This is a genomic window from Emticicia fontis, assembly GCF_054779675.1.
In genome coordinates, this window is the sequence record NZ_BAAGXU010000006.1 from 14,861 (window position 1) to 37,352 (window position 22,492).

Here is a 22,492-nt window from a genome sequence, read left to right on the forward strand (position 1 = left end):
CGGATTTTAATCTTTCTTTATTAATAAAGCCAACTGACCTCTATGATAGCTTAAATGATTGGTGCGGCTAAATAATACGTTTAAACGATTTCTTTGAGGTTCTTTTTCAAAGTTTTCCTCTGAAATATTGTTGTGGCGTGTAAACCATTGTTCCACAGGTAAATGATTAATATGTGCTGTTAGAATATCGTTTATCTCTTTCCACTGTTCTTTCAGCTGACTGATTGTTGGAAGTTCTTCAATTGTTTTATCGGCAGCCTCCACAAAAACAGGATGTAGCTCCGGATGAATAGCCTCGCCAAAGCGCAAAAGTGGTAGCATTAAATCGTGTACAGCAGCTGAATGACCTAAAAGATAGATGCCTCTGTTTTTAGAAGGGGCTATTTCAGCCATGAGTTGCTCATCAGATAGCTTTTCGAGCACGCTATTGAAAGCATTTATTTGTAATTGCCAGTTATTAACGGCAATTTTTATAGATAAGTCGAGATGATTCATAGCAAATAGATTTAAGCGTTAAAATATACTGTCAATGTCGTAGAAAGAGGATTTGCTTTCTGACTAAGGGCAGAACGGAGCAGCCAAAGAAATAGTTCTGTCTGGTTTTGAAAAATAACAAGACTAAAAAGTCATTTAAAATACTTGCCGAAGAATCAGAAATCTGTGTAATTTCTGGAAAACCCGTTATCAAACATTGCAAATCATAGCATTCTTGATGTAAATTCGCAAAAAATCAAAAATATGCAGAAACTGATTGTACTAGCCTTATTAGCTTTTGTTGGAATCTCTTGTACGACCTCAAAGAAATTATCAAACAAAAAACCTTACGCCAGATTGATAGATACCTCTCAGGTATTTGCCAATAATTTTACTGGACTGGCCATTTATGATGCCGACGAAAAGAAAACACTTTTTGAAAGAAATGCAGACAGATATTTTACACCTGCATCTAATACCAAGCTATTTACTTATTATTCATGTATCAAAACCCTTGGCGACTCCATTCCTGCCTTGCGCTATCAGATTAAAGGAGATTCATTGATTTTCTGGGGTACAGGTGATCCTACCTTTTTTCACCATGATTTAAAGAGTACCCGTGCCTATGAATTTCTGAAAACGTATAGAAATAGCAAAAAACTCTATTATTCAGATGGCAATTTTACGAGTACAGCTATGGGGCCAGGTTGGGCATGGGATGATTTTAATGATTATTATTCGGCAGAAGTTTCACCACTCCCTATGTACGGAAACATTGTCAGGATAAAGATTGATAAAGAAGACCTGAAATTACAACCAACGATTTTTAATAATAGTTTCTACAAAAAAGATGAAGGCACTACCATCACCCGTCTACAGACAGATAATGTGTTTTTTTTGCCTAAATCCATGTTACAGAAGAGTAATTATACACAGGATATCCCCTATAAAACTTTTTCCGGATTAACCCAGCAACTCTTAATGGATACACTTAAACGGAATGTAAGTGTGCTACATATTCCTGTATCGAAGGAGGCTCAGACACTGTATAGCATGGCATCAGAAGATGTATATCGCCTGATGATGCAGGAAAGCGATAATATGCTGGCCGAACATCTCTTGCTGCTTTGTGGAGCTACGCTGAAAGACTCTTTGAATTCTTCTTTTGTCATTAAATCGATAACCGATAAATATTTGCTGGATTTGCCTGATGCACCTAAATGGGTAGATGGTTCAGGGCTATCAAGATACAATCTGTTTACACCTCGTTCTATCATAAAATTACTGGAAAAAATACGGGCAGAAGTACCTCAGCAAAAACTCTATTCCATTTTGCCAGTGGGTGGGCAATCTGGTACATTGAAGAATGGTTTCAAAAACACCGACAAGCCTTTTATCTTTGCTAAAACAGGCTCTCTGGGCGGCGTTTACAACCTGAGTGGCTATCTGGTAACAAAAAAAGGAAAAACCTTATTGGTGAGCTTTATGAACAATAATTTCAATCAGTCGACCACTAAAGTGCGTAAAGAAGTAGAGAAAATCCTGACCTGGATTTATGAAAATCAATAACTATTTCACTTCGGCAAAATACTCCTTGTCAAAAATACGGTAATAAAGCCAGACAGGTACTTTGTCGAAATAAGGTTGCATATCATTGAAAGTAGGCCTTTGAGAAACGTGCAATAACATGGCTTGTTTCTTGAAATCGCCTACTTCTGTTATTTTAATAGCCATGGTAGGTGTGGGTAAAGTAGCATTGTTGCTAAAGTTTTTCTGAAAACTAGCCGAAATCTTTTTGGCGGTTTCAATCATAGGTTTGGGGAGTGTAACCTGGTAGAGTTTTTTAACAGGAAAACCATTTTTACCTTTTTCTTCCAAAAATATCTCCTTAGCATATTGTGATATCAGGCGGTGGTCAGGATGTCCATATAAACCAATCACATCATCATAAGTAAACAAGACGGTAGGCTGATAATGCGCTATTTTTTCTCTGATTACTTTTTTCAATGAGTCAGGTGAAAGGTTTTTAATACCACTATCAGGGTAATCCAAAATCTCCTGATGATCGACTCCTAATAACTGCCCGACAGCACTTAATTCTTTAAACCTGATTTTTCCTAAAGCTATTTTCCTTTTTATTGAATCTGTTTCATTCACTAAGCCATTACTTCCTCCGGCTTCTCCATGCGTAAAAGTGATCAGACTGGTTTCAATCCCCTCCTTACCAAATAGTTTCAAGGTGCCTGCACTTGTGATTTCATCATCAGGGTGGGGAAAAATAAACATCACTTTTTCTCCCGAAAAACTATCTGCCAATGGAATAGAATCGTCCTGTAGTTGACTTCGTAAATAATAGATAATACCTAAAAGGGCAACAACTATAACAATTATAGCAAACAGAAGTTTTTTCATAGATAGGTAGTTTGAAAATAAAGGATTGGTAAATATAGAGATTAAGAGAAGAAGATTAATCTTCATTTTTCAATTCTAACAGTTATTTTTGTGAGTAAGGATTTAAGTTCTTTAGATAAATACATACAGCATGAACCAAAACATAGAAAAACTATACAACATCGCACAAAGTGAAGAAAGAATGATTATCGGGCTGATGTCCGGCACTTCAATGGATGGATTAGATGTGGCTTTGTGTAAATTCAGAAAAAGTGGGGGAGATACAGAAATTGCCCTGTTGCATTTTGATACTATCAGTTTTTCGGAAGACATAAAAGATGAGATAAGAAAGGTATTCGCTAAAAAGGAAATAGATTTTCAACAATTATGTGTATTGAATCCGTGGATTGGGAATCTGCATGGTGAAATAGTAAACGATTTTCTAAAAAAATGGGAGATTCCGGCAGAGAGAGTTGATGTGATTGCCAGTCATGGGCAGACGGTTTTTCATTCACCTAAAATTCTGCATGGGCTTGAAAAATTCCCGAATGCTACACTCCAGATTGGCGATGGAGACCATCTGGCTGTAAAAACAGGAATTATTACCCTCTCAGATTTCCGCCAGAAACATTGCGCCGCAGGAGGTGAAGGAGCTCCTTTAGCTGTGTATGGTGATTACCTTATTTTCTCAAAACGTGACGAAAACAGGATTCTACTCAATATGGGAGGTATAGCCAACTTTACCTATCTGTCCGGAAATCTGGACGCAAACGAAGTTTTTGCTACTGATACAGGCACAGGCAATACGATGATTGACGCTTATATGAAGAAACATTTCGATTTGCCTTTTGATGAAGACGCTAAAATTGCCAGACAAGGAGAAGTAAATCAAGCTCTATTGCAAATTTTGAAACAGGATGATTTCTTTGAAAAACCTTTTCCAAAAACAACAGGCCCCGAATTATTTAATCTGGAATATTTAGCAAACTCGCAAGAAAAAAGTAATACACAGGGGCTTTCTCACGAAGACATTTTAGCTACCCTGTGCAGATTTTCGGCAGAAACCATTGCCGAGGCAATTCAAAAACTCATTTTTCAATTGCCGGAATATACCTCCAATCCGGAATCATTCAGAATTTACGGAAGCGGAGGGGGGATGCATAACCCACTAATCATGCAATTTATTAAAGAACTACTCCCTGATTTTGATTTCATGAAAACAGATGATCTGGGTATTTCGGGCGATGCCAAAGAAGCTGTTTTGTTTGCTACTCTGGCAAATGAAGCCCTGGTTGGCGGCAAAACTGATTTTGGTTCCCGCAAGGGCGTACCCAGTGTTTCAATGGGTAAGATTTCATTTCCACAATAAATTTTCCTTACATTTGTATACGCATACAACCTATATAGTATCATTACTGTCAAGGTGTTCAAGTCTTAGCAACTTTATAAGCCCCTATAATTGATATGTTACTTAATCGCATTTTTGTCAGGATTTGTGTAGCCATTATGTTTTTAAGCCTTAAAAGCATGGCTCAGATTGTACTCTCTCACCCCATGGAACGCATGGTGTTCCAACGTAATAATGCTAATCAAGGGACTATTATCATCGGAGGAACCTATCTGTCAGTAGTTGATAGAATTGAAGCACAGGTATTGCCTCAATGGGACGGCTCAGGTACTGCTACAGGTTGGGTAGTCATTCAGAACAACCCTGCTAACGGTTATTTTTCAGGTTCGCTTACTGCTCAGGGAGGTTGGTATCAACTACAAGTAAGAGCCTTTAAAAACAATGTACTGGTCGATACAAAAACGATTCAAAAAGTTGGTGTAGGTGAGGTCTTTGCCATAGCCGGACAATCAAATGCGCAGGGAGGGGCAGGCGTAAGTACATCAGCAGAAGATGATAGAGTAAGTACGATTGATTATACCGATGCTTATTCAGATTATAATAGATTGCCCATAGGTTTTTCTAAATTAACAGGCGATTCTACCGCCATAGGTCCATTTCATTACGTGCCTTGGGCCTGGGGAAGAGTAGGTGATTTATTGGTGCAAAAATTAGGTGTACCTGTTCTTTTTTATGGCGCTGCCCATGGAGGAACTTCGAGCGACCAATGGAGCAAATCTTCTCAGGGGCAACCTTTCGATGGCCCTGACTGGATACGTCGGGATCACGGAGCACCTTATCGTGCCTTAGAAAATTCGGTCTCTATTTATGCCAGCCTGACAGGGTTAAGAGCCGTACTATGGCATCAGGGAGAAAGTGATCCGAATACAGCGGCTAACACTTATTATGATAACATGAAACTTGTTATAGAAAAAACCAGAGAAAACGCTGAGTACAGTAATTTGGCTTGGGTAGTAGCTCGCGCCTCTGTAAACTCTCCTGATCAACAGTATCATTGGGGTGCAAGAGATGGGCAAAATATGTTGATTGATAATGATTCAGCTTTGCCCGATGTCTTTGCTGGCCCTGACACTGACTTGATTCTTGGAGGAGATAAGCGTACAGACGGCATCCATTTTGATACTTATGCCGGGCAGGCCGAATTTGCCAATGCCTGGAATGCGAGCCTGAGCAATGATTTCTTTAATAATTCAACACCGATGATGCCATCGCCTTTGCTGGCATTAAATCTGGCTTGTAATACTGGTAGCCCATCTACACCTATTACTTTATCTGTATCGGGCTCTTATGACCAATATTATTGGTCGAATCGGAATAATACAGACAGTGAAGCCAGAGGCTATAATTCAAGTGGCTGTTGTACTTATAGTTTCCTGCCTCCCGCAGGTTACGAGCGTTTAAACTGGACAAGTCTACCCAATACAAGTTCCATTACAGTCGCGCCTGCGCGTCTGGCAGCTACGGTTAGAAAATCTTCAAAAAAGACATTCTTTAGTCCTATCATTAATTTGTCTACCTTCCCATTGCCAACTACACCTTCTTTCACTACATCTGTTTCACAGATACGTCCAGGAGAGAGTGTTACATTAACTGGCTCGGGCTGCAATGCAACCTATTCATGGTCAACAGGAGCAACTGCCAATCCTTTGGTAATAAGCCCACCATCAACAAGCTCTTATACTGTGCAATGTAAAACATTAAATTGTGCAGCAAGTTCTACTTCCAAAAGTGTTACCGTTTCTTCGTGTTTCCCAACAAGTTTATCCTTAAGTGGCTCAGTAATTAATACAGAATCACCGTATCAAAGTAAAGTATCTGTTCAGAGCACACAAAAAATACAGCTAAGTGGCAAGATTGACTATACAGCCAAAAACAAAGTGGAACTCCTACCAGGCTTTGAGTCTAAAAATGGCTCGGTGTTTAAGGCTACCATTGAAGATTGTAATTGAGGAATTGGAGAAAATAATTGGATTTTATTGATTATAATCGCTTGACAGCAGCAAATAAATCATAAATACATAAACCTTGATTTTCAGGAAGCATATACCACAATACCCTATGTCGCAATACATAGAGCATATCATATATGCTAAAGGCTCACAGCCTTTGCCCTATTTGATGGAATTGCCTGATGGCAGGATAAACCTGATAATCGAGTTGGAAGAAAATAGTATAAATACCCTATATTCTGAAAGTAATTTTGAAGGGAAGCGTACCATGAAACATGGATGGATTTCAGGGGCAAATGCAAAAGCCATTACCTATCAAAATAATAATAATTCGACTATTGTCAGTGTCCGTTTTACTGTGGGGGGCTTTTATGCACTTACAAAGATTCCGATGTCTGAGATAATCTATCCCGGTTTAGAAATTGAATTATTATTAGGCAGTTCATTTAACAGGCTATACCAAACCCTGATTAATGAGGTAGAAATCGAGAACAAATTTCAGCATATTCAGGATTATTTTCAGAAGTATATAAGTGATAATACCTTCGAAACCTCAGTCGTGAAATTTATTGATAAGCATATAGATAAGCCTATTGACTGGTTGGTAAATAAATCAGGTTATTCGCAAAAGCATCTGATTCATCTATTAAAAAAACAAACCGGATTTTCTCCAAAATACCTGCAACGCCTCCAACGATTTCATAAAGTAATTCATACCATTCAGCAATCAAAGGGACAACTGCACTGGTCATCTATTGTTTATGACCATGATTATTTTGACCAGGCTCATTTTATTAAAGAATTTATCCATTTTACGGGTATCAGTCCTGCCGAATACTTCAAAATCAACAACTCCGAACATAATAAAGTCATCAATGATATTATACTCTTTTAAGAGGTAAATTTTTTACAATGGCAGGTGCCTAACAAAGCCGATCTTTGTCATATCAATAACAAAAAGGTATGACAACAATGAAAAGATTTAATATTAGCATTGAACAAATAGTATTGGACGACCTTGCCACAAGACTAAAAAATACCCGCTGGACAGAAGAACCTAAAGGCTCAGGGTGGAGTTATGGAACAAATTCTACTTACTTAAAAGAACTAGTAGACTATTGGCAGAATAAGTATGACTGGCGTAAACAAGAAGAGGCACTGAATCAGTTTCCCCAATTCACAACTGAAATCAACGGAACAACTATTCATTTTATTCATGTAAAAGGGAAGGGTAAACAAAACAAACCTTTATTGTTGATACATGGCTGGCCTGACTCTTTTTATCGGTTTCATAAATTAATCGCCTTATTGACCGAGAATGAAAACTCATTTGATTTAGTCATTCCGTCTATTCCGGGTTTTGGATTTTCAAGCCATCATGCAGTAAATAATGACGTAACGGCTGAAATATTCAATCAATTAATGGTTGAAACACTTGGCTATACGCAGTATTTTGTGGCAGGTGGTGATATGGGAAGTGTCATTGCCAAATCAATGGCCAATCAGTTCCCCATTCAGGTAAAAGCCATTCATATCACTGATGTAGGTTATCCGGACGGAACTGAGGATTGGAGTACAATGTCAGAAGCCGAACAGCAATTTGGTCAGATGATTCAGGGGTGGTTTTTTAGTGAAGGGGCGTTTAATATGATTCAATCAACTAAGCCTCAATCTTTAAGTTATGGATTGAATGATTCTCCTGTAGGTTTGGCAGGTTGGATACTGGAAAAATTCAATTCCTGGAGTGATAATAATGGGGATATTGAGAATAGCTTCACCAAGGATGAGTTGATTACAAACATCATGATTTATTGGGTAAGTCAGACAATCAACAGTTCAATCAGAACGTATGCTGAAAATGCAAGAGCATCATATATGGGAGGCTTAAAATCTTCTCAAAAAGTAAATGTGCTAACAGGTGTGTCATTATTTCCGAAAGAAGCGCAATTTCCACAGGAATGGGCAGAAAGGATGGTGAATCTGGTGAGTTTTAATAAACTAGAGAAAGGAGGGCATTTTGCACCAATGGAAGTTCCGTATGTATATGCAGTGGAGCTAAGCAATTTCTTTGAAAGATTCGAGATATAGGTAAAACACCCGATAAAATGCAAATAAGCCCGAATAATGCCATGTGCATTTATCGGGCTTATGTATGATAGATATAAGGGATAATCTGATTTAAAATTACGCCGAGTTTCTACTGGCATTGATATTCCCGAATAGTGAGCGAGTAACCATTTTCTCGTAAACTAATCTTAATTGCTCATCAGTTGTCTCTTCTATTTTCTGTAAAGCATATTGCTGAATCGTCAATAAAGGCAATACAATATGCTCACGGTAGTCGATAGACATTTTGCTTAATTTTTCGTTAGCCATTAAGCTATCTTGTCCCGATACTAACAGCATATTTTTCACCGTCAATTGGTACTCATCAAAAAGAATCTGCCAGAATTCGCCATATTCCGGATCTTTCTTCATGTAATAAGTCAATGGGAAGTATGTTTTAGTTAAACCCATCATACTGTTTTCCATCAAGGTTTTGAAATACAATGAGTTTTCATAAAGCAACTTTAAATCTTCCAATCGCCCTTCATCAATGACTTTTTGCAAAGCCGTACCAAAACCAAAATAACCCGGTACATTTTGTTTTAACTGACTCCATGAACCTACAAACGGAATAGCTCTCAGATCAGATAAAGTCAGTTTTTTGCCTGAACTTCTCTTGCTTGGGCGGCTACCAATATTAGTCAATCCGTAATATTTCAGCGGACTCTTGTTTTCAAGATAAGGCACAAAAAGCGGATGTTCTTTTAACTCAAAATATTTCTTTACACCTTCTTCTGCCAGCTCTTCAATCAGGTTACGCTCTTGCTTATTAATGATAGATTTATCGTCCTGAAAAACATCATTGATAATACCTGCCGATAACAATTGCTCAAAATTATACATAGCCTGTGAGCGTGAACCATACATAGAAGTAATGGTTTGCCCCTGAATAGTTACCTGAATTTCGTTATTAGCAATCGTTGGTCCCTGCGATGCGTAAAACTGTTGAGTTTTACCACCACCACGGGCAGGAGGGCCGCCACGACCATCGAAGAAAATGACTTCTATCTGATTCTTTTTCGAAATACGTGTCAGTTTCTCTTTAGATTGATAAATCTCCCAGTTGGCTTTTACATATCCTCCGTCTTTTGTACCATCCGAGAAACCTAGCATAATAGTCTGGTGGTTGGCACGGTTTTCAAGATGGGTTTTGTAGAAAGGCAATTGGTAAAGGCTGGTCATGGTAGCCTGAGAGTTGTCTAAGCCTTCGATAGTCTCAAACAATGGCACCACATCAACCTTGATTTCAGATTCTTTATAGCCACAAAAACGGAACAGCGCCAATACTTCTAACACTGAAAACATAGAAGTAGAGTTACTGATAATGTATCTGTGGCAGGCTTTTTCGCCGTTTATTGCTTGTATTTCTTTGATAATACGAACAGTCTTGAAAGTGTCTTTTGTAAGCGCATCTTCAAAATCATCTTCGTTTATCTGCAATTCATGTTCGGTCAGGAATTGTAGTTTTTCATCATCGCTCCACTCTTGATAAGGTTTGTCAGAAATACCATATTTCTGATTAATCTGCTCCATTACACTCTCGTGTATACTACTATCTTGTCTGATATCGAGACTGGCGAAGTGCAACCCAAATAGTTTTACCTGCTGAATAAACTTATCTAATAAATCAAGAAATATGCTATTGTGCTTGGTAATCAATAATTGTCTTACCTGGTCTAATGAAGCTAGCAACTCATCTAAAGTCAAATCATAAACCAGCCCATTCATATTGTTATAAATACGATTACTAATGGCTGTTAACAGAGGCATAATTCCTTTGAATGTCAGACGACGACAAATGAATATAAAGTCATCGTAATAACATTTCAGAATGCTGGTACGAAGTTCAAGAGATACCTTTTTCGAGATTTCAGCTGTTACAAAAGGATTGCCATCGCGATCACCACCCGGCCAGAAACCTAGTTCCAGTACCGGATTAAAGCCTCCACTTCCATTCTGAAAATACGTTCTTAATTTATCATGAATTTCACCAATTACCTGATAGTATACGTGGCGCAGATAGAAGATAATACTTTGGGCTTCTTCTAATGGGGTAGGTTTCTGGTAGTTGATAAAAGGTGTTTTACCTAATTGCTGTAGCAGAGAATCTATACCATTAATATCATTTTTAGGAATCAGTTGCTCTAAATCCTGAATGATACGCAATACGCTACTTGGATAAAACTGCGTAGGGTGAGCCGTGAAAACGATACGTACCTTAAAATTCTTTAACTTCTCGTGTACTTCCTCCAGTTTATCTTGTTGCATGGCCAGATCAAGTGTCCCTTGAAGTGTCCCTTTGCCATTCAACGGATTGAGTTTTTCAAACGCTGAATCTTCTACACTATCAAACAATACGACCTGGCGCTCGATATAGGTAATAAACCTGAACAAAAGGTCTATTTTTTCCTTTTCTTCTTTGATAGAGGTATATTGCTTGAAAAACGTATCAATGATTTCTTTGGGTTCTTTCCCTGCCTCAAAATCCACCTCTGACATATCATGCAAAAAAGGCATTAATTGACCAATTTTGGTCATCTTATCATAAGGTAGCCTTGAAAAAAGCGTATTAAATACAAGATATTTATTATGAATCTCTTGTGTAAAAACCGAATCAATAGAATTTCCCAGCATTTTTCTTAGGAGTATTAATGTTTTGACAAAACAAACTACGTAAAAATCTACTGTATTTTGATTAGTTTGCCGAATAAAGTTTGGTTTTTCTTGAAAAAGTTAAAATATTTCAAAAGATAAAACAATTCTGTTGAATGTCGTCTCTTTTTAAGCTACAATAATCTATAAAATCAGTAATTTTACTCGTGCAAATATAGCATAGACAAACCTGTTTTAGTCAACCCATGAAATACCCTATCTATATGGATTACAATGCTACTACACCACTTGATAGAGAGGTGCTGGAAGCCATGTTGCCTTATCTGACAGAGCATTTCGGCAATGCTGCGAGTAGGTTTCATGCTTATGGCTGGAAAGCCGCCGAGGCAGTAAGCACAGCCCGGCAGCAGGTGGCAGACTTACTGGGTGCTTCAGAGAAAGAAATTGTATTTACAAGTGGCGCAACAGAATCGGTTAATCTGGCGATTAAAGGTGTATATGAAGCTTTTAGCCAAAAGGGTAATCACATCATCACAGTTGCTACAGAACATAAGGCCGTTTTAGATACTTGCCAGCATCTGGAAAAATCAGGTGCAGAAATTACTTATCTGCCTATAGATGGTGAAGGAAATATTGATTTAGCCTTGCTTGAAAATAGCATCCGGCCAACCACGATTCTGGTTTCAGTAATGGCAGCGAATAATGAAATCGGTGTAACTTACCCTTTAAAGACTATTGCGGAAATCGCCCATAAATATCAGGCTTTGTTTCATACTGATGCTACACAGGCAATAGGGAAATTGCCCATTGATGTTGGTGCCTATGGAATAGATTTATTAAGTCTGTCTGCTCATAAACTCTATGGCCCTAAAGGAGTAGGGGCCTTATATATCAGGAAAAAACTAAATATTGTAGCACAACAGGATGGCGGGAAACACGAACGGGGTCTACGCTCTGGAACACTAAATGTACCCGGCATTGTTGGCTTAGGAAAAGCCTGTGAGATTTGCCAGGAAACTATGGATGCAGAAGCTATTAGACTGTTCCACCTAAGAAATGCTTTGGAAAAAGGTATTTTAGAAGCCATACCTTTTGCTAATGTAAACGGTAATATTACCAACCGCTTGCCTAATACCAGTAATATTTGTTTTGGCAGGATTGATGGCGAGCAGCTATTAATGAGCCTGAATGAAATAGCTGTGTCTAATGGGTCGGCATGTAATTCAGCCTCTACTGAACCATCTTATGTACTAAAAGCTTTAGGATTAGACGATGATTCGGCCTACGGGTCTATCAGATTTAGCCTGGGTAGAATGACGAAACAGGAAGATGTTGAGCTGGCTATTAAACATATTGCTGAGGTGGTAGGGCGAATGAGGAAAGTATTACATGTTTGACGATTTTTCAAATCGTTGTTATCGAATATACTGAATAATAGAAGTTTGTAAATTTTGATAATCTACACGAACATTATGGAAGAGCAAAAAAAAGAATTCATGCGCAAAGCCATCGAATTGTCTTTAATAGGCAGTCAGGATGGAGTGGGGCAAGGGCCTTTTGGGGCAGTAATAGTAAAAGATGGAAGAATAGTAGGGCAGGGGCATAACCAGGTTTTATCTCACAACGACCCCACTGCTCATGCTGAGGTGGTAGCAATCAGAGATGCTTGTAAGAATCTGGGAACATTCGAACTCCAAGGCTGTGAAATATATACCTCATGCGAGCCATGCCCGATGTGCCTCAGTGCCATCTATTGGGCAAAACTAGGAAAAATATATTATGGTAACACCCGTGATGATGCAGCCGCAGTAGGTTTTGATGATGCTTTTCTTTATCAGGAAATTCCTTTGCCGCTTTCAGAAAGAAAAATTGTTATTGAACCCTTAGGAAGAGAAGAAGCGCAGGAAGCTTTCAGACTTTGGGCAGAGAAAAATTAACTGCCAAATTACCATTATGCCCTTTTATAGAATATATATGAAAGAAATTAAGCAAATTGTTGAAGCCTATCAGAAGATTGATTTTAGTCAGAATCGGGCAGCTTTGGCAACGGTTGTGCGTGTTGAGGGTTCTTCGTATCGCAGAACCGGTGCACGGATGCTGGTGATGGAGTCAGGAGAATGGATTGGCGGAATTAGTGGTGGATGTCTGGAAGGCGATGCCTTGAAAAAAGCTAGGCTGGCGATGTCACAGAATAAAGCTACTCTGATTACCTATGATACTTCCGATGATGATCCCTATCAGATAGGCGTAGGCTTAGGTTGTAATGGGATAATAGATGTATTGATTACTCCACTTGACCCACAAAACGAGCAAAATGCCGTTTTGCAAATGAGTCATTGCCTAGACCTTCGGAGCCCGAATGTAATGGTTACGGTAACGGCCTTAAACAGACCTAATGAGCGAATTCAACTAGGTCAGGCTTTCAGGTTTGATACGGCTGAGCATTTTGGCAAGATTTTTCCTCTGGAAACTATCCGTGAACAAGTGATAGAAGAGATTCAAAGCTCTTTGACTACAACTAAATCTACCTTACAAACATACACACTGGCTGATGGTCTGATTGTCAGTTTATTTGTTGAGGTTATCCCTCCGACTATCCAGCTATATGTATTCGGGAGCAATTATGATGTGTATCCAATGGTACGTATGGCGAAAGAATTGGGATGGAAAATAATAGTAGTTTGTAATCCAAACAAAATGCACTCCTCGCTCTTTGAAACAGCAGATGCCGTAATGCCCAAAGATTATGTACCTTTGATTGATGCCTATACAGCAGCTATCTCTATGTGTCATGACTATGAGACTGATTACCGCAACCTGCAAACACTACTAAAAACAGATATATCTTACATCGGTCTATTGGGTCCTAAGAAACGTACTGTCAAGATGTATGACCGGATGAAGGAAGAAGGAAATCCGATTACGCCTGAAAATGAAAGTCGTATTTACAGCCCCGTTGGTCTGGATATTGGTGCCAACACGCCCGAAGAGATTGCCTTGTCTGTATGTGCCGAAATCCGCACAAATTTCTCTGGTAGAGATGCTATCAAGCTTAAATTCAGAAATAAACCAATTTATGATGTCTAAAATTTGGTTTTTTCTTAGAAGTAAAATATTATTGCTGTTCTTTATTCACACCTTCCTGAGATTCCTTATCTAAAAAGCTTTTGCTATTGAGTTTTGTTTAAACTGCTGGTATTAAATTAATTATGTTAGCTTTTGTAAAATACTATTATTTGCATGTCGTTTAAGTTCGTAACCTTATACGGGGTAGTTGTTATTTTAACTTCCTTGTTTTTTCAGTTTGTGCCCTTGCCAAAGATGCTTTCTTGGGAAGAACTATTACTGTCGAAATTATTAAATCAGGCTCCAACTCTGCTTTGTATGGGCTACTTATGGGTGCAGCGAAAAAGAGTGAAGAAAGTTGATATTTTTTACTTGTTAATGACCTTTCTTTTCCTGAATGTTTTTTCTGAAGTTTATTATTATTTCGTAAGTGCTGATTATTTAGTGACTTTCAATATTTTCAACAACAGCCTGATTTATCTCGTATTGTTGGTAATGTTTATGAGGCAAAGAGTACAATTACGCGAAGAGGTAGTGAACCCTAAAAACATAACTTATACCGTATCGGCAGGGATACTATTTATTATAGGATTTAGTTTTTCTATTATAAAAGTCTATCAGGAATATTTTGCATCCAATAAGCTATTTTTCTTTATTGTGTTATTGGCAATGCTTCTGACGACTGCTACAGTTTGTGTTAGTTTTTTTGTCGATAAAACTTTATCAAAAAACTGGTATAAGGTTGTAGTAGGCACCATGGCAATAGCTGTACTTGATATTTATGTGTACCTGAGCCTTTTTGTTTTTGTCACTTATACCGATTACCTTTTTACTATTGGTAAGCTCATTTTTTCTGTAGGGTTCATATTGATTGTTGATAGAACCATGCGTGGATGCCTGAACAAAGCCCCTTTGATGGTCAGGTACAGAAAAACCCCTAGAACTGTTTAGAGATTATTATAATAATCTCGCATATTCAATATTCTCGTAAATACTTTTCCTGTATTGAGGTAAAAATCAATAAAAGGATAAAGGATTCTTTTGTAGCTACTAGACATTTCAAAACAAAAGATAGATTCCCTCTGAAAAATCATAATTTTGTAGTGATGTAGTCTATAAAACGATAGCAAATAACCTGCCCAGATCAAATTCATAGCCATGACAACAGTTCAACAAGCCGAAGAAATTATTCTGAATAACAAGCTAAGTCTTTCTACAGAAAAAGTATCTATTGAAGAGGCGCTTGGAAGAGTTTTAGCCGAAGATTTAAAAGCCGATCGTGACTTTCCTCCTTTCGACCGCGTATCTATGGACGGTATTGCTATTGCTTATGCACAAGTAGTTAAAGGGCAAACCGTTTTCCCGATTGTACAAACGGTAGCCGCGGGCAAGCCACAGGCTACTTTAAAAAATCCTGAACATTGTATTGAGGTGATGACAGGTGCAATGCTGCCTATTGGTACCGATACTGTTATTCGTTATGAAGAGGTAAGTATAAAAGATAAAATGGCTACTATTGAGGTTTTACCTGTAAAAGCAAGAATAAATATTCACGAAAAGGGAATAGACAGGAAACAAAGCGAAATTATCGTTAAAAAAGGCTCAAGGATAAGCGCTGCAGAGATTGGTATTGCAGCTACGATTGGCAAAAATGAGCTATTGGTACAAAGGCGTGTAAAAGCAATTGTAATTTCGACAGGAGAAGAGATTGTACCTATAACTACCACTCCACTACCACATCAGATACGTACGTCTAATAGTTATGCCTTGCAGGCTTGTCTGAAAAACTGGGGAGTATTGGCTGATAGAGTTTTGTTGCCTGATAGTCAGGAAATAATTGAGCAAAAGATAGGCGAATATCTGGAGACCTACGATGTTTTAATTCTAAGCGGTGGCGTATCAGCCGGAAAATTTGATTTTGTACCGCAAGCCCTGGAGAACCAAGGTGTTCGTAAATTGTTTCATAAAGTCTCTCAAAGGCCCGGCAAACCTTTCTGGTTTGGGGTTAAAGATGATAAAGCCGTTTTTGCTTTGCCGGGTAATCCGGTTTCTACTTTTATGTGCCTGCATCGGTATTTCAAGCCCTGGCTTGATTCATCACATGGGCTAAAGACCGAACGTATCGGTGCTGAACTAGGCAAAGATTTTGCCGTGAAATTTGAATTGACCTTTTTCTTGCAGGTAAAATTGGAAAGATCTGAAACAGGGGTATGGAAAGCAATGCCAATTGAAAGCAATGGCTCCGGCGATTTGGCCAGTCTGGTAGATACCGATGCTTTTATGGAATTGCCTCTAGGGAAAGAGGTTTTCAGGAACGGAGAAAAATATACTGTTTGGTTGTATCGATAGTTAGTGTGCAAAGTTTAAAAGATAAACCTCAAAAACCGAAACTTTTACCCGATTGCCGAAGTTTAGTAGTCAAAGGTAATAAGATTCGTATAGGCTATTAAAAAATATGATACTATACGTTTATTATTTACGTTTTATACCATAAATTGCTATAAACAGGCAGTAATCTTTCTTTTTTTAGCATTTTTGAATAATTTTGAACAAAAATCTGTGGGAAAGTGAAAAATCAGAGAGAAAACATAACAGGAGTACCGATTGTGCCACCGAAGTCGAATCGTGAAGAACGTAAGGAATTATTACAGGAATCGATAGATAAGTATTTAGGAGCCATTGAAACCCAGATAGGAGACTTGAAAAAGGTTGGTAAAAATGCATTGGTAATCGGAGGAATCATTGTTGCAGTATATGCAATAACAGAGTTGCTTTTGCCAGAAGGGAAAGAAGACAAGCAAGCAGATGAGCCTTTATTATTAACCGAGCCCGAACCTGTGAAAGAAAAAGAAGGAGACTCTCTCGTATGGGGTGCTTTAAAAGGTGCTGCTACCTCAGTTCTGCTGGCTGTTGCAAAAGAAAAATTGATGGAATTGATAGACCACCTCACAACAAAAGATGCCGAAGCAACTTCTTGATAAAATATTACAAAACCAACAGCTAAAGAAAAAAGCTTTAGCTGTTTTGCTCGACCCTGATAAAGTTGAGACCACCGCTTTTAATCACTTCTTATATAACTGCGTCGAAAATCGTGTAGATTTTTTCTTTGTAGGCGGTAGCCTGATTACCAATAATATTATGGCTGAAATGATTGAAAGCATTCACAGCCAGACTAATATTCCGGTGATTATTTTTCCGGGTAATAGCCTACATATAGAGCCTTCTGCTGATGGTATTTTATTACTTTCATTGATTTCCGGCCGCAACCCTGATTATCTCATTGGTCAACATGTAATTGCAGCACCTATTCTGAAACAGAGTGGTTTAGAAATCCTGTCAACAGGTTATATTCTGGTAGATAGTGGCCGACAAACTACGGTTTCTTATATCAGTAATACCACGCCTATTCCGCACGATAAACCAGATATTGCTGCTTGCACAGCTATAGCCGGAGAATTATTGGGCTTAAAACTCATCTACCTTGATGGTGGTAGCGGAGCCATGTATCCGGTATCTCCTAAAATGATTCGTCGGGTAAGAGAAAATATTGATGCGCCACTAATTGTAGGTGGTGGCATTAATTCTTCTGAAAAAGCACATGAAGCGCTTGAAGCCGGAGCTGATATTATTGTAATTGGCAATGCCTTTGAGAAAAATCCTACTTTACTTCCAGAGATAGCGGAGGTTATCCAATCTTTTAATCTAACAACAGTTTAGTGAAAATCAATCAGGTTTATCTGGGGCTTGGCTCAAATCTTGGGAACAGGCAGGAAAACTTAGACTTAGCTTGCCTGCGTATTTCCGAAAACATCGGAGCTATTTTGGCACAGTCAAGTATCTACGAAACAGCCGCATGGGGTGTAACTGAACAAGACGATTTTCTCAATCAGGTGATTTGTATTACTACTGAATTTGAAGCACCAGCGCTATTGACGAAGATTCTGGCAGTAGAACAATCTATGGGCAGAATACGGGAGGTTAAATGGGGAGCAAGAATTATAGATATAGATATGCTATACTATAATGATAATATCATCAAGCTTGATAATCTGACAGTCCCTCATCCATTTATTCAGGAACGCCGGTTTGTATTAGTACCTTTGGCAGAAATTGCTCCTGACTTCATTCATCCGCAATTACAAGAAACCAATACATCTTTATTAGCCAATTGCCCTGATACGAGCGAAGTCATAAAAAAACAATAGCTACGACAAGTGCCGTAGCCAGTTTCATAAAAATTGTATTTATTAATTAATTTTCCATTCTCCGTCCTTGTAGAAATCAAGGATTTTTTGTTGCAGGAGAACTTCATATTTTGCCTGAACCAAATTACTTCTCGCACGGTCGAAGTTAGTTTTTGCTAACACATATTCTACCGTATTCACCGTACCTGCACTGATTTTGCTTTCTACGGCTTTCACATTATCCTGATTAATACTTACCTGATCAGTAGCTACTTTATATCTTTCAGAAGCCGCATCAAATGCCTGGAATGATTGCTCAATGGCCTGGCGTAATTGAAGTTTGGCTGTATTCAAAGTATTCTCAGTCAATTGTTGTTGTACTTTTACAGCCGCAATACGTGGTCTGTTTTGCATACCTCCTAAAATCGGAACACTTAAGCCTAAAGAAATAGAACCGTTACGTGTACCGTTAATTTGCTGCACATAGGTTTCATTTTTGTTAGAAGTAGAGTAAAAAGCTCCGTAACTTGCCGATAGTGAAATATTTGGTGCTACGTTAGCCTTTGTGGCTTTTATCAGATTATTATAGCTTTTTAGCTGCAATTCAGCTCTTTTAACCGATGGGAAATTAGCAAGCGATTGATCGTATAGTTGATTGACGAAATTATCATCCACTTTATAAATATTTACCTCATCGCCAATAGGCGTAAAAGTAACATTAACGGTTGGAGTCATATTCATCAACTGGAACAATAGCAAACGATTCGTTTTCAATGTATTTTTGGTGGTTACAAACGCAAACTCGTCATTAGCTAATTGAGATCTCACCAAGAAATACTCCGCCTGACCTAAAAGCCCCGCACTTACCATTTTGTTTATTCTTTCCAATTGCGCTTTAGAACTTTCTACCTGTTGACGCGCCACTTCTACTAACTCCTGAGAAGCCAATACCTGCAAGTACGCCTGTAAAAGGTTGATTGTAATGAGATTACGTGTGGCCTCAATACCTTTTACACCGGCTTCTTTCAATAACTGGTTTTGCTGAATCTGGTTTTTTATCTGAAAACCATTGAAGACCGTAACAGAGGCATCAACACCGAAGCCATTAGTACTGTACAATTCTTCAATATAAGAGTTGGTAAAACGGTCGATACTTCTACCGATACGTAAATCCTGCCCTACTGAAAATCCTATTCTTGGATATTGCAAAGATTTAACTCTTGATAATTCAACATTGGCAGCTTCGGCCTGTATCTGACTTTCCCGATAAGTTAAGTTGTTTTTGATGGCTACATCAAGGCACTCTTTCAAGGTCATTTGATTTTGAGCAAATGCACCCGAAAAGCTCAAGGTAAACGAAAAAAACAGTAAGTATTTGGTTAAATTCTTCATTGTATTGTTATAAATCACTGATTTCAAAACTTTCTTCTGATTACTCCACCCAGCCGTCTTTTAGTCTGATAATTCTATTGCCATACGTGGCGTTTTCTTCTGAGTGTGTTACTTGCACGATGGTTACCCCATCTTTTTCATTTAATTCTTTAAATAGCTCCATAATTTGTCTGGCTTGTTCGGAGTGGAGGTTTCCGGTAGGTTCATCGGCAAAAATGATTTTTGGCTCTGCTACAATGGCTCTTGCAATGCCTACCAGTTGTTGTTGTCCACCCGAAAGCTGTGTTGGGAAAAGGTCTTTTTTAGCTACCATATTAAAACGGTCTAATACGTCAGCTACTCTACTTTTACGTTCAGAACCCGACTGGCCTTTATACAAAAGAGGGGTTTCTATGTTTTCATAAACAGTCAGCTCGTCTATCAGATGGTAAGCCTGAAATACGAAGCCGATACTGGTTCTATGTAATTCAGTACGCTTCTTTTCTGAAAGCTTCTGTACGGGCACATCCTCAAATAAATATTCACCTTCTGATGCTTCTTCTAAAAGTCCTAAAATATGTAGCAAGGTAGATTTACCCGAGCCTGACGGCCCCATGATAGAGACAAACTCACCTTGATTGATAGTAAGATTAATATTTCTTAATACATAAATTTTTCCGAAGCCTGCTGGGTAGTATTTAGATAAATTTTTTAATTGAATCATTTTGATTGAATTGATTAGTTCTATGCGTTAAGATACTATTTCTTAGCTGATTTTCATTTTTGTATGTTGCATAAGTATTTACCAAAGTTATGCCATTAAAATTAAATTGCTGATAATCAGCTGTTTGTGGTGTTTGTGTAAAATAAAATTGTCCGAAAACGGACAAGATTTGTACGCCTTCGGACAAGGGATAGGGTTATAAAAAAGGTGTGATTAGTTCATGTATTTTTTCCCGTTCGAGTACTTCATGTCAATCCCTGATTTGAATTTTGTATTATCAAAATTGCCTGAATCTTTAAATTCTGTATATTTAAAATCAGCATGACCATTGAACGAAGCGCCTTTGAAAGTAACACGTTCGTTGAAATTAGTATACTTGAAATCAGCATAATCCCTGAATGTTACACTATAAAAATCAACATCATATTTAAAGTTTGAATACTTGAAATTGGCATACTCGTTGAAATTACAATTAGCAAAATTTGACTCTTTCTTGAAATCGGCATATTTGAAATTAGCTTCTTTCTCAAACTTTGTTCCGCTAAACGATGCTTTTTCTGCAAAATCAGAATATTTGAATTCACTCTGACCTTCAAAAGTACAGTTTTCAAAAACTACACTCTTTTCGAAATCAGTAGTATATGTTTCACCATTACCGACACTAATACTCCAATTTCTGCCGCCTGTTTTATCTTCGTTGTTTTTATAAGCAATGAAATCGTCTTTAAATGTACAGTTTTTAAAAGAAACCGGTACTTCAACTGTACTTTTGAATTCTTCGTAATCTCTGTTTTTTTTCACGCGTTGCTTATTAGAAAGCTCAGTCAGGTCTAACTTACCTGTAATCACAGCCCCTTCATAGCTAACGGCTTGTCCTTTGTCGATAGCATCAAAAATAGTTTTTGCCGAAACTTCTTTTTGGGCCGATGCTGTGCTGATAATACCTGCACAAAAAAAGAAAATAAGTAGTTTTTTCATATTTCTATCAATTAATATTATTCATTAATATTCACACTACCAGAATTAGCATCCATCGTTACCGGAATACCACCGCCATTTACTGAACCTTTCACACGGTCTTTTTCTATTCTACCGCTGAAGTTTTTGATTTCTGGTACACGCACACGGTTACCATCTAAATCAAGGTCTAAACCTTTATCCATTGGCATTCTTACATTGATGCTTCCTGCACTGGTTGAAAGAGAAAGGTATTTGCCGAATGATTTAATATCCGCATCAATACCACCACCACTGGTTGAGGCCTTTACACTTGCTCTGATATCGTTTAAGTGAATAGAACCACCCGAAGTTGAGGTAATCAATTCTCCAGAAATTTCTTCTGCTCTTACACCACCACCACTGGTAGTTGCGCTGATTGTACCATCAAGGCGTTTCAAGCGTAAACCACCACCCGAAGTGCTTAATCTGATTTTACCTTTACAATTGTCTGCATCAATGCCACCTCCACTGGTTGTTACATCAATCATATCACGACAGCCAACAATGTCAATTCCACCGCCTGAGGTTCTTCCTCTTACGTTTCCACCTAAATTAGTCAGTTTTAAACCGCCACCACTGGTCGTAAATTCTAGATTTCCAGTCAGGTTTTTCATCGTGATACCACCACCACTGGTTTCCAGGTCAGTAGAAACTTTTTCAGGAGAATAGATTCTGAAAGCAATATTCAAAGATTTTTTCCAGTCAGTCCAGCTACCTTCACGTTTTCTTTTCGCTAAACAATAAATGGTGCCACCTTCTTTTTTGATACTTAGTTCATATTCTTGCAGACGCTCTTCAATTTCAGATTTGCTGATTGAGCCACCATTCCAGTTATTAGGTTTAATGTATACTTCTACACGGGTTTCGTTGCCCTGCTGACCCATAACAGAGATACTACCACCAGAAGTACGCACGTTCAGATTCTGAACTTCAGAAGATTGGTAAGTTTTTACCAGGTAAGGGGTCTCCTTGTCCTGAGCAAAAGAAATAGTAACGGTTGATAATCCAATGATTAATAATGAGAGTAGCTTTTTCATAAATTAAGTACAGTTTAAATCAATAATTTTGATGCTTTGGTAATAAGATGCAGAAAAACTTTTTCGCGTTGCATAAATAAGACAATTATTTTTTGTCATACCCTCATTTGTTAAAGTAAAGTTTCTCCCACTTTTCTATAGGCCAGGAAAGAGAGAATGATAAAATTGAT

General features: G+C 38.1%; 20 protein-coding genes. 13 read left to right on the plus strand and 7 right to left on the minus strand.

Annotation, left to right across the window (positions count from 1 at the left end):
* Positions 1 to 6: 6 nt before the first annotated feature.
* Complete coding sequence (locus ACYVFA_RS04475) at positions 7 to 495, minus strand: DinB family protein (RefSeq protein WP_460470603.1); 489 nt, start codon at positions 493 to 495, stop codon at positions 7 to 9.
* 243 nt (positions 496 to 738) lie between these two features.
* On the opposite strand from ACYVFA_RS04475, the gene ACYVFA_RS04480 reads away from it, so the two are divergent.
* Entirely contained in the window at positions 739 to 2,043 is a 1,305-nt protein-coding gene (locus ACYVFA_RS04480) for a D-alanyl-D-alanine carboxypeptidase/D-alanyl-D-alanine-endopeptidase (RefSeq protein ID WP_460470604.1), read from the plus strand.
* On the opposite strand, the gene ACYVFA_RS04485 is transcribed toward ACYVFA_RS04480, so the two are convergent.
* Complete coding sequence (locus ACYVFA_RS04485; protein WP_460470605.1) at positions 2,044 to 2,886, minus strand: PIG-L deacetylase family protein; 843 nt, start codon at positions 2,884 to 2,886, stop codon at positions 2,044 to 2,046.
* 130 nt (positions 2,887 to 3,016) lie between these two features.
* On the opposite strand from ACYVFA_RS04485, the gene ACYVFA_RS04490 reads away from it, so the two are divergent.
* The 4 genes from ACYVFA_RS04490 (at position 3,017) to ACYVFA_RS04505 (ending at position 8,310) form a co-directional block, all read left to right on the plus strand.
* Positions 3,017 to 4,234: an anhydro-N-acetylmuramic acid kinase gene (locus ACYVFA_RS04490; RefSeq protein WP_460470606.1), complete on the plus strand. Its 1,218-nt coding sequence runs from the start codon at positions 3,017 to 3,019 to the stop codon at positions 4,232 to 4,234.
* A gap of 95 nt (positions 4,235 to 4,329) precedes the next feature.
* Positions 4,330 to 6,222, plus strand: a complete 1,893-nt coding sequence (locus ACYVFA_RS04495) for a 3-coathanger stack domain-containing protein (RefSeq protein ID WP_460470607.1) — start codon at positions 4,330 to 4,332, stop codon at positions 6,220 to 6,222.
* A gap of 76 nt (positions 6,223 to 6,298) precedes the next feature.
* Entirely contained in the window at positions 6,299 to 7,117 is an 819-nt protein-coding gene (locus ACYVFA_RS04500; protein ID WP_460470608.1) for a helix-turn-helix domain-containing protein, read from the plus strand.
* A 77-nt stretch (positions 7,118 to 7,194) separates the two neighbouring features.
* A complete protein-coding gene (locus tag ACYVFA_RS04505; protein ID WP_460470609.1) occupies positions 7,195 to 8,310 on the plus strand; it encodes an epoxide hydrolase family protein in 1,116 nt (371 codons plus the stop codon).
* Positions 8,311 to 8,406: 96 nt separating this feature from the next.
* Here the strand turns inward: ACYVFA_RS04505 and ACYVFA_RS04510 are convergent, their stop codons facing one another.
* Entirely contained in the window at positions 8,407 to 10,962 is a 2,556-nt protein-coding gene (locus tag ACYVFA_RS04510; RefSeq protein WP_460470610.1) for a phosphoenolpyruvate carboxylase family protein, read from the minus strand.
* 224 nt (positions 10,963 to 11,186) lie between these two features.
* Here ACYVFA_RS04510 and ACYVFA_RS04515 point away from each other — a divergent pair, with 224 nt between their 5' ends.
* The 8 genes from ACYVFA_RS04515 to folK all read left to right on the plus strand — a co-directional run bounded on the left by ACYVFA_RS04515 (position 11,187) and on the right by folK (position 18,212).
* Positions 11,187 to 12,338: a cysteine desulfurase family protein gene (locus ACYVFA_RS04515; protein ID WP_460470611.1), complete on the plus strand. Its 1,152-nt coding sequence runs from the start codon at positions 11,187 to 11,189 to the stop codon at positions 12,336 to 12,338.
* 75 nt (positions 12,339 to 12,413) lie between these two features.
* A complete protein-coding gene (locus ACYVFA_RS04520; RefSeq protein ID WP_460470612.1) occupies positions 12,414 to 12,878 on the plus strand; it encodes a nucleoside deaminase in 465 nt (154 codons plus the stop codon).
* 37 nt (positions 12,879 to 12,915) lie between these two features.
* Complete coding sequence (locus tag ACYVFA_RS04525) at positions 12,916 to 14,028, plus strand: XdhC family protein (protein ID WP_460470613.1); 1,113 nt, start codon at positions 12,916 to 12,918, stop codon at positions 14,026 to 14,028.
* A 153-nt stretch (positions 14,029 to 14,181) separates the two neighbouring features.
* On the plus strand, positions 14,182 to 14,958 hold the full coding sequence (locus ACYVFA_RS04530) for a hypothetical protein (RefSeq protein ID WP_460470614.1): 777 nt from the start codon (positions 14,182 to 14,184) through the stop codon (positions 14,956 to 14,958).
* Positions 14,959 to 15,165: 207 nt separating this feature from the next.
* Complete coding sequence (locus ACYVFA_RS04535; protein ID WP_460470615.1) at positions 15,166 to 16,356, plus strand: molybdopterin molybdotransferase MoeA; 1,191 nt, start codon at positions 15,166 to 15,168, stop codon at positions 16,354 to 16,356.
* 218 nt (positions 16,357 to 16,574) lie between these two features.
* Positions 16,575 to 16,985, plus strand: coding sequence for a glutathione S-transferase family protein (locus tag ACYVFA_RS04540; RefSeq protein WP_460470616.1), 411 nt, complete (start codon positions 16,575 to 16,577; stop codon positions 16,983 to 16,985).
* Positions 16,966 to 17,724 carry a geranylgeranylglyceryl/heptaprenylglyceryl phosphate synthase gene (locus ACYVFA_RS04545; RefSeq protein ID WP_460470617.1) on the plus strand — a complete coding sequence of 253 codons (759 nt, stop codon included), beginning with the start codon at positions 16,966 to 16,968 and terminating at the stop codon, positions 17,722 to 17,724. The genes ACYVFA_RS04540 and ACYVFA_RS04545 overlap by 20 nt, the downstream gene beginning before the upstream one ends.
* Positions 17,724 to 18,212, plus strand: a complete 489-nt coding sequence (gene folK, locus ACYVFA_RS04550) for a 2-amino-4-hydroxy-6-hydroxymethyldihydropteridine diphosphokinase (protein ID WP_460470618.1) — start codon at positions 17,724 to 17,726, stop codon at positions 18,210 to 18,212. Before ACYVFA_RS04545 ends, folK begins: the two co-directional genes overlap by 1 nt.
* A gap of 42 nt (positions 18,213 to 18,254) precedes the next feature.
* Here folK and ACYVFA_RS04555 read toward each other — a convergent pair whose 3' ends face one another.
* The 4 genes from ACYVFA_RS04555 to ACYVFA_RS04570 all read right to left on the minus strand — a co-directional run bounded on the left by ACYVFA_RS04555 (position 18,255) and on the right by ACYVFA_RS04570 (position 22,322).
* Positions 18,255 to 19,583, minus strand: a complete 1,329-nt coding sequence (locus ACYVFA_RS04555; protein WP_460470619.1) for a TolC family protein — start codon at positions 19,581 to 19,583, stop codon at positions 18,255 to 18,257.
* A 40-nt stretch (positions 19,584 to 19,623) separates the two neighbouring features.
* Positions 19,624 to 20,286, minus strand: coding sequence for an ABC transporter ATP-binding protein (locus ACYVFA_RS04560; RefSeq protein WP_460470620.1), 663 nt, complete (start codon positions 20,284 to 20,286; stop codon positions 19,624 to 19,626).
* A gap of 213 nt (positions 20,287 to 20,499) precedes the next feature.
* Positions 20,500 to 21,264, minus strand: coding sequence for a pentapeptide repeat-containing protein (locus ACYVFA_RS04565; RefSeq protein ID WP_460470621.1), 765 nt, complete (start codon positions 21,262 to 21,264; stop codon positions 20,500 to 20,502).
* 17 nt (positions 21,265 to 21,281) lie between these two features.
* Positions 21,282 to 22,322: a DUF4097 family beta strand repeat-containing protein gene (locus ACYVFA_RS04570; protein WP_460470622.1), complete on the minus strand. Its 1,041-nt coding sequence runs from the start codon at positions 22,320 to 22,322 to the stop codon at positions 21,282 to 21,284.
* Between the last annotated feature and the right edge of the window lie 170 nt (positions 22,323 to 22,492).

What these genes read in the sequence shown, in the direction of transcription:
- ACYVFA_RS04530 (WP_460470614.1), top strand. Translation starts at nt 14,182, where the DNA reads ATGTCGTTTAAGTTCGTAACCTTATACGGGGTAGTTGTTATTTTAACT.
- ACYVFA_RS04515 (WP_460470611.1), top strand. Translation starts at nt 11,187, where the DNA reads ATGAAATACCCTATCTATATGGATTACAATGCTACTACACCACTTGAT.
- ACYVFA_RS04510 (WP_460470610.1), bottom strand. Translation starts at nt 10,962, where the DNA reads ATGCTGGGAAATTCTATTGATTCGGTTTTTACACAAGAGATTCATAAT.
- ACYVFA_RS04525 (WP_460470613.1), top strand. Translation starts at nt 12,916, where the DNA reads ATGAAAGAAATTAAGCAAATTGTTGAAGCCTATCAGAAGATTGATTTT.
- ACYVFA_RS04505 (WP_460470609.1), top strand. Translation starts at nt 7,195, where the DNA reads ATGAAAAGATTTAATATTAGCATTGAACAAATAGTATTGGACGACCTT.
- ACYVFA_RS04475 (WP_460470603.1), bottom strand. Translation starts at nt 495, where the DNA reads ATGAATCATCTCGACTTATCTATAAAAATTGCCGTTAATAACTGGCAA.
- ACYVFA_RS04485 (WP_460470605.1), bottom strand. Translation starts at nt 2,886, where the DNA reads ATGAAAAAACTTCTGTTTGCTATAATTGTTATAGTTGTTGCCCTTTTA.
- ACYVFA_RS04520 (WP_460470612.1), top strand. Translation starts at nt 12,414, where the DNA reads ATGGAAGAGCAAAAAAAAGAATTCATGCGCAAAGCCATCGAATTGTCT.
- ACYVFA_RS04535 (WP_460470615.1), top strand. Translation starts at nt 15,166, where the DNA reads ATGACAACAGTTCAACAAGCCGAAGAAATTATTCTGAATAACAAGCTA.
- ACYVFA_RS04555 (WP_460470619.1), bottom strand. Translation starts at nt 19,583, where the DNA reads ATGAAGAATTTAACCAAATACTTACTGTTTTTTTCGTTTACCTTGAGC.
- ACYVFA_RS04570 (WP_460470622.1), bottom strand. Translation starts at nt 22,322, where the DNA reads ATGAAAAAGCTACTCTCATTATTAATCATTGGATTATCAACCGTTACT.
- ACYVFA_RS04560 (WP_460470620.1), bottom strand. Translation starts at nt 20,286, where the DNA reads ATGATTCAATTAAAAAATTTATCTAAATACTACCCAGCAGGCTTCGGA.
- ACYVFA_RS04565 (WP_460470621.1), bottom strand. Translation starts at nt 21,264, where the DNA reads ATGAAAAAACTACTTATTTTCTTTTTTTGTGCAGGTATTATCAGCACA.
- ACYVFA_RS04490 (WP_460470606.1), top strand. Translation starts at nt 3,017, where the DNA reads ATGAACCAAAACATAGAAAAACTATACAACATCGCACAAAGTGAAGAA.
- ACYVFA_RS04480 (WP_460470604.1), top strand. Translation starts at nt 739, where the DNA reads ATGCAGAAACTGATTGTACTAGCCTTATTAGCTTTTGTTGGAATCTCT.
- ACYVFA_RS04545 (WP_460470617.1), top strand. Translation starts at nt 16,966, where the DNA reads ATGCCGAAGCAACTTCTTGATAAAATATTACAAAACCAACAGCTAAAG.
- ACYVFA_RS04495 (WP_460470607.1), top strand. Translation starts at nt 4,330, where the DNA reads ATGTTACTTAATCGCATTTTTGTCAGGATTTGTGTAGCCATTATGTTT.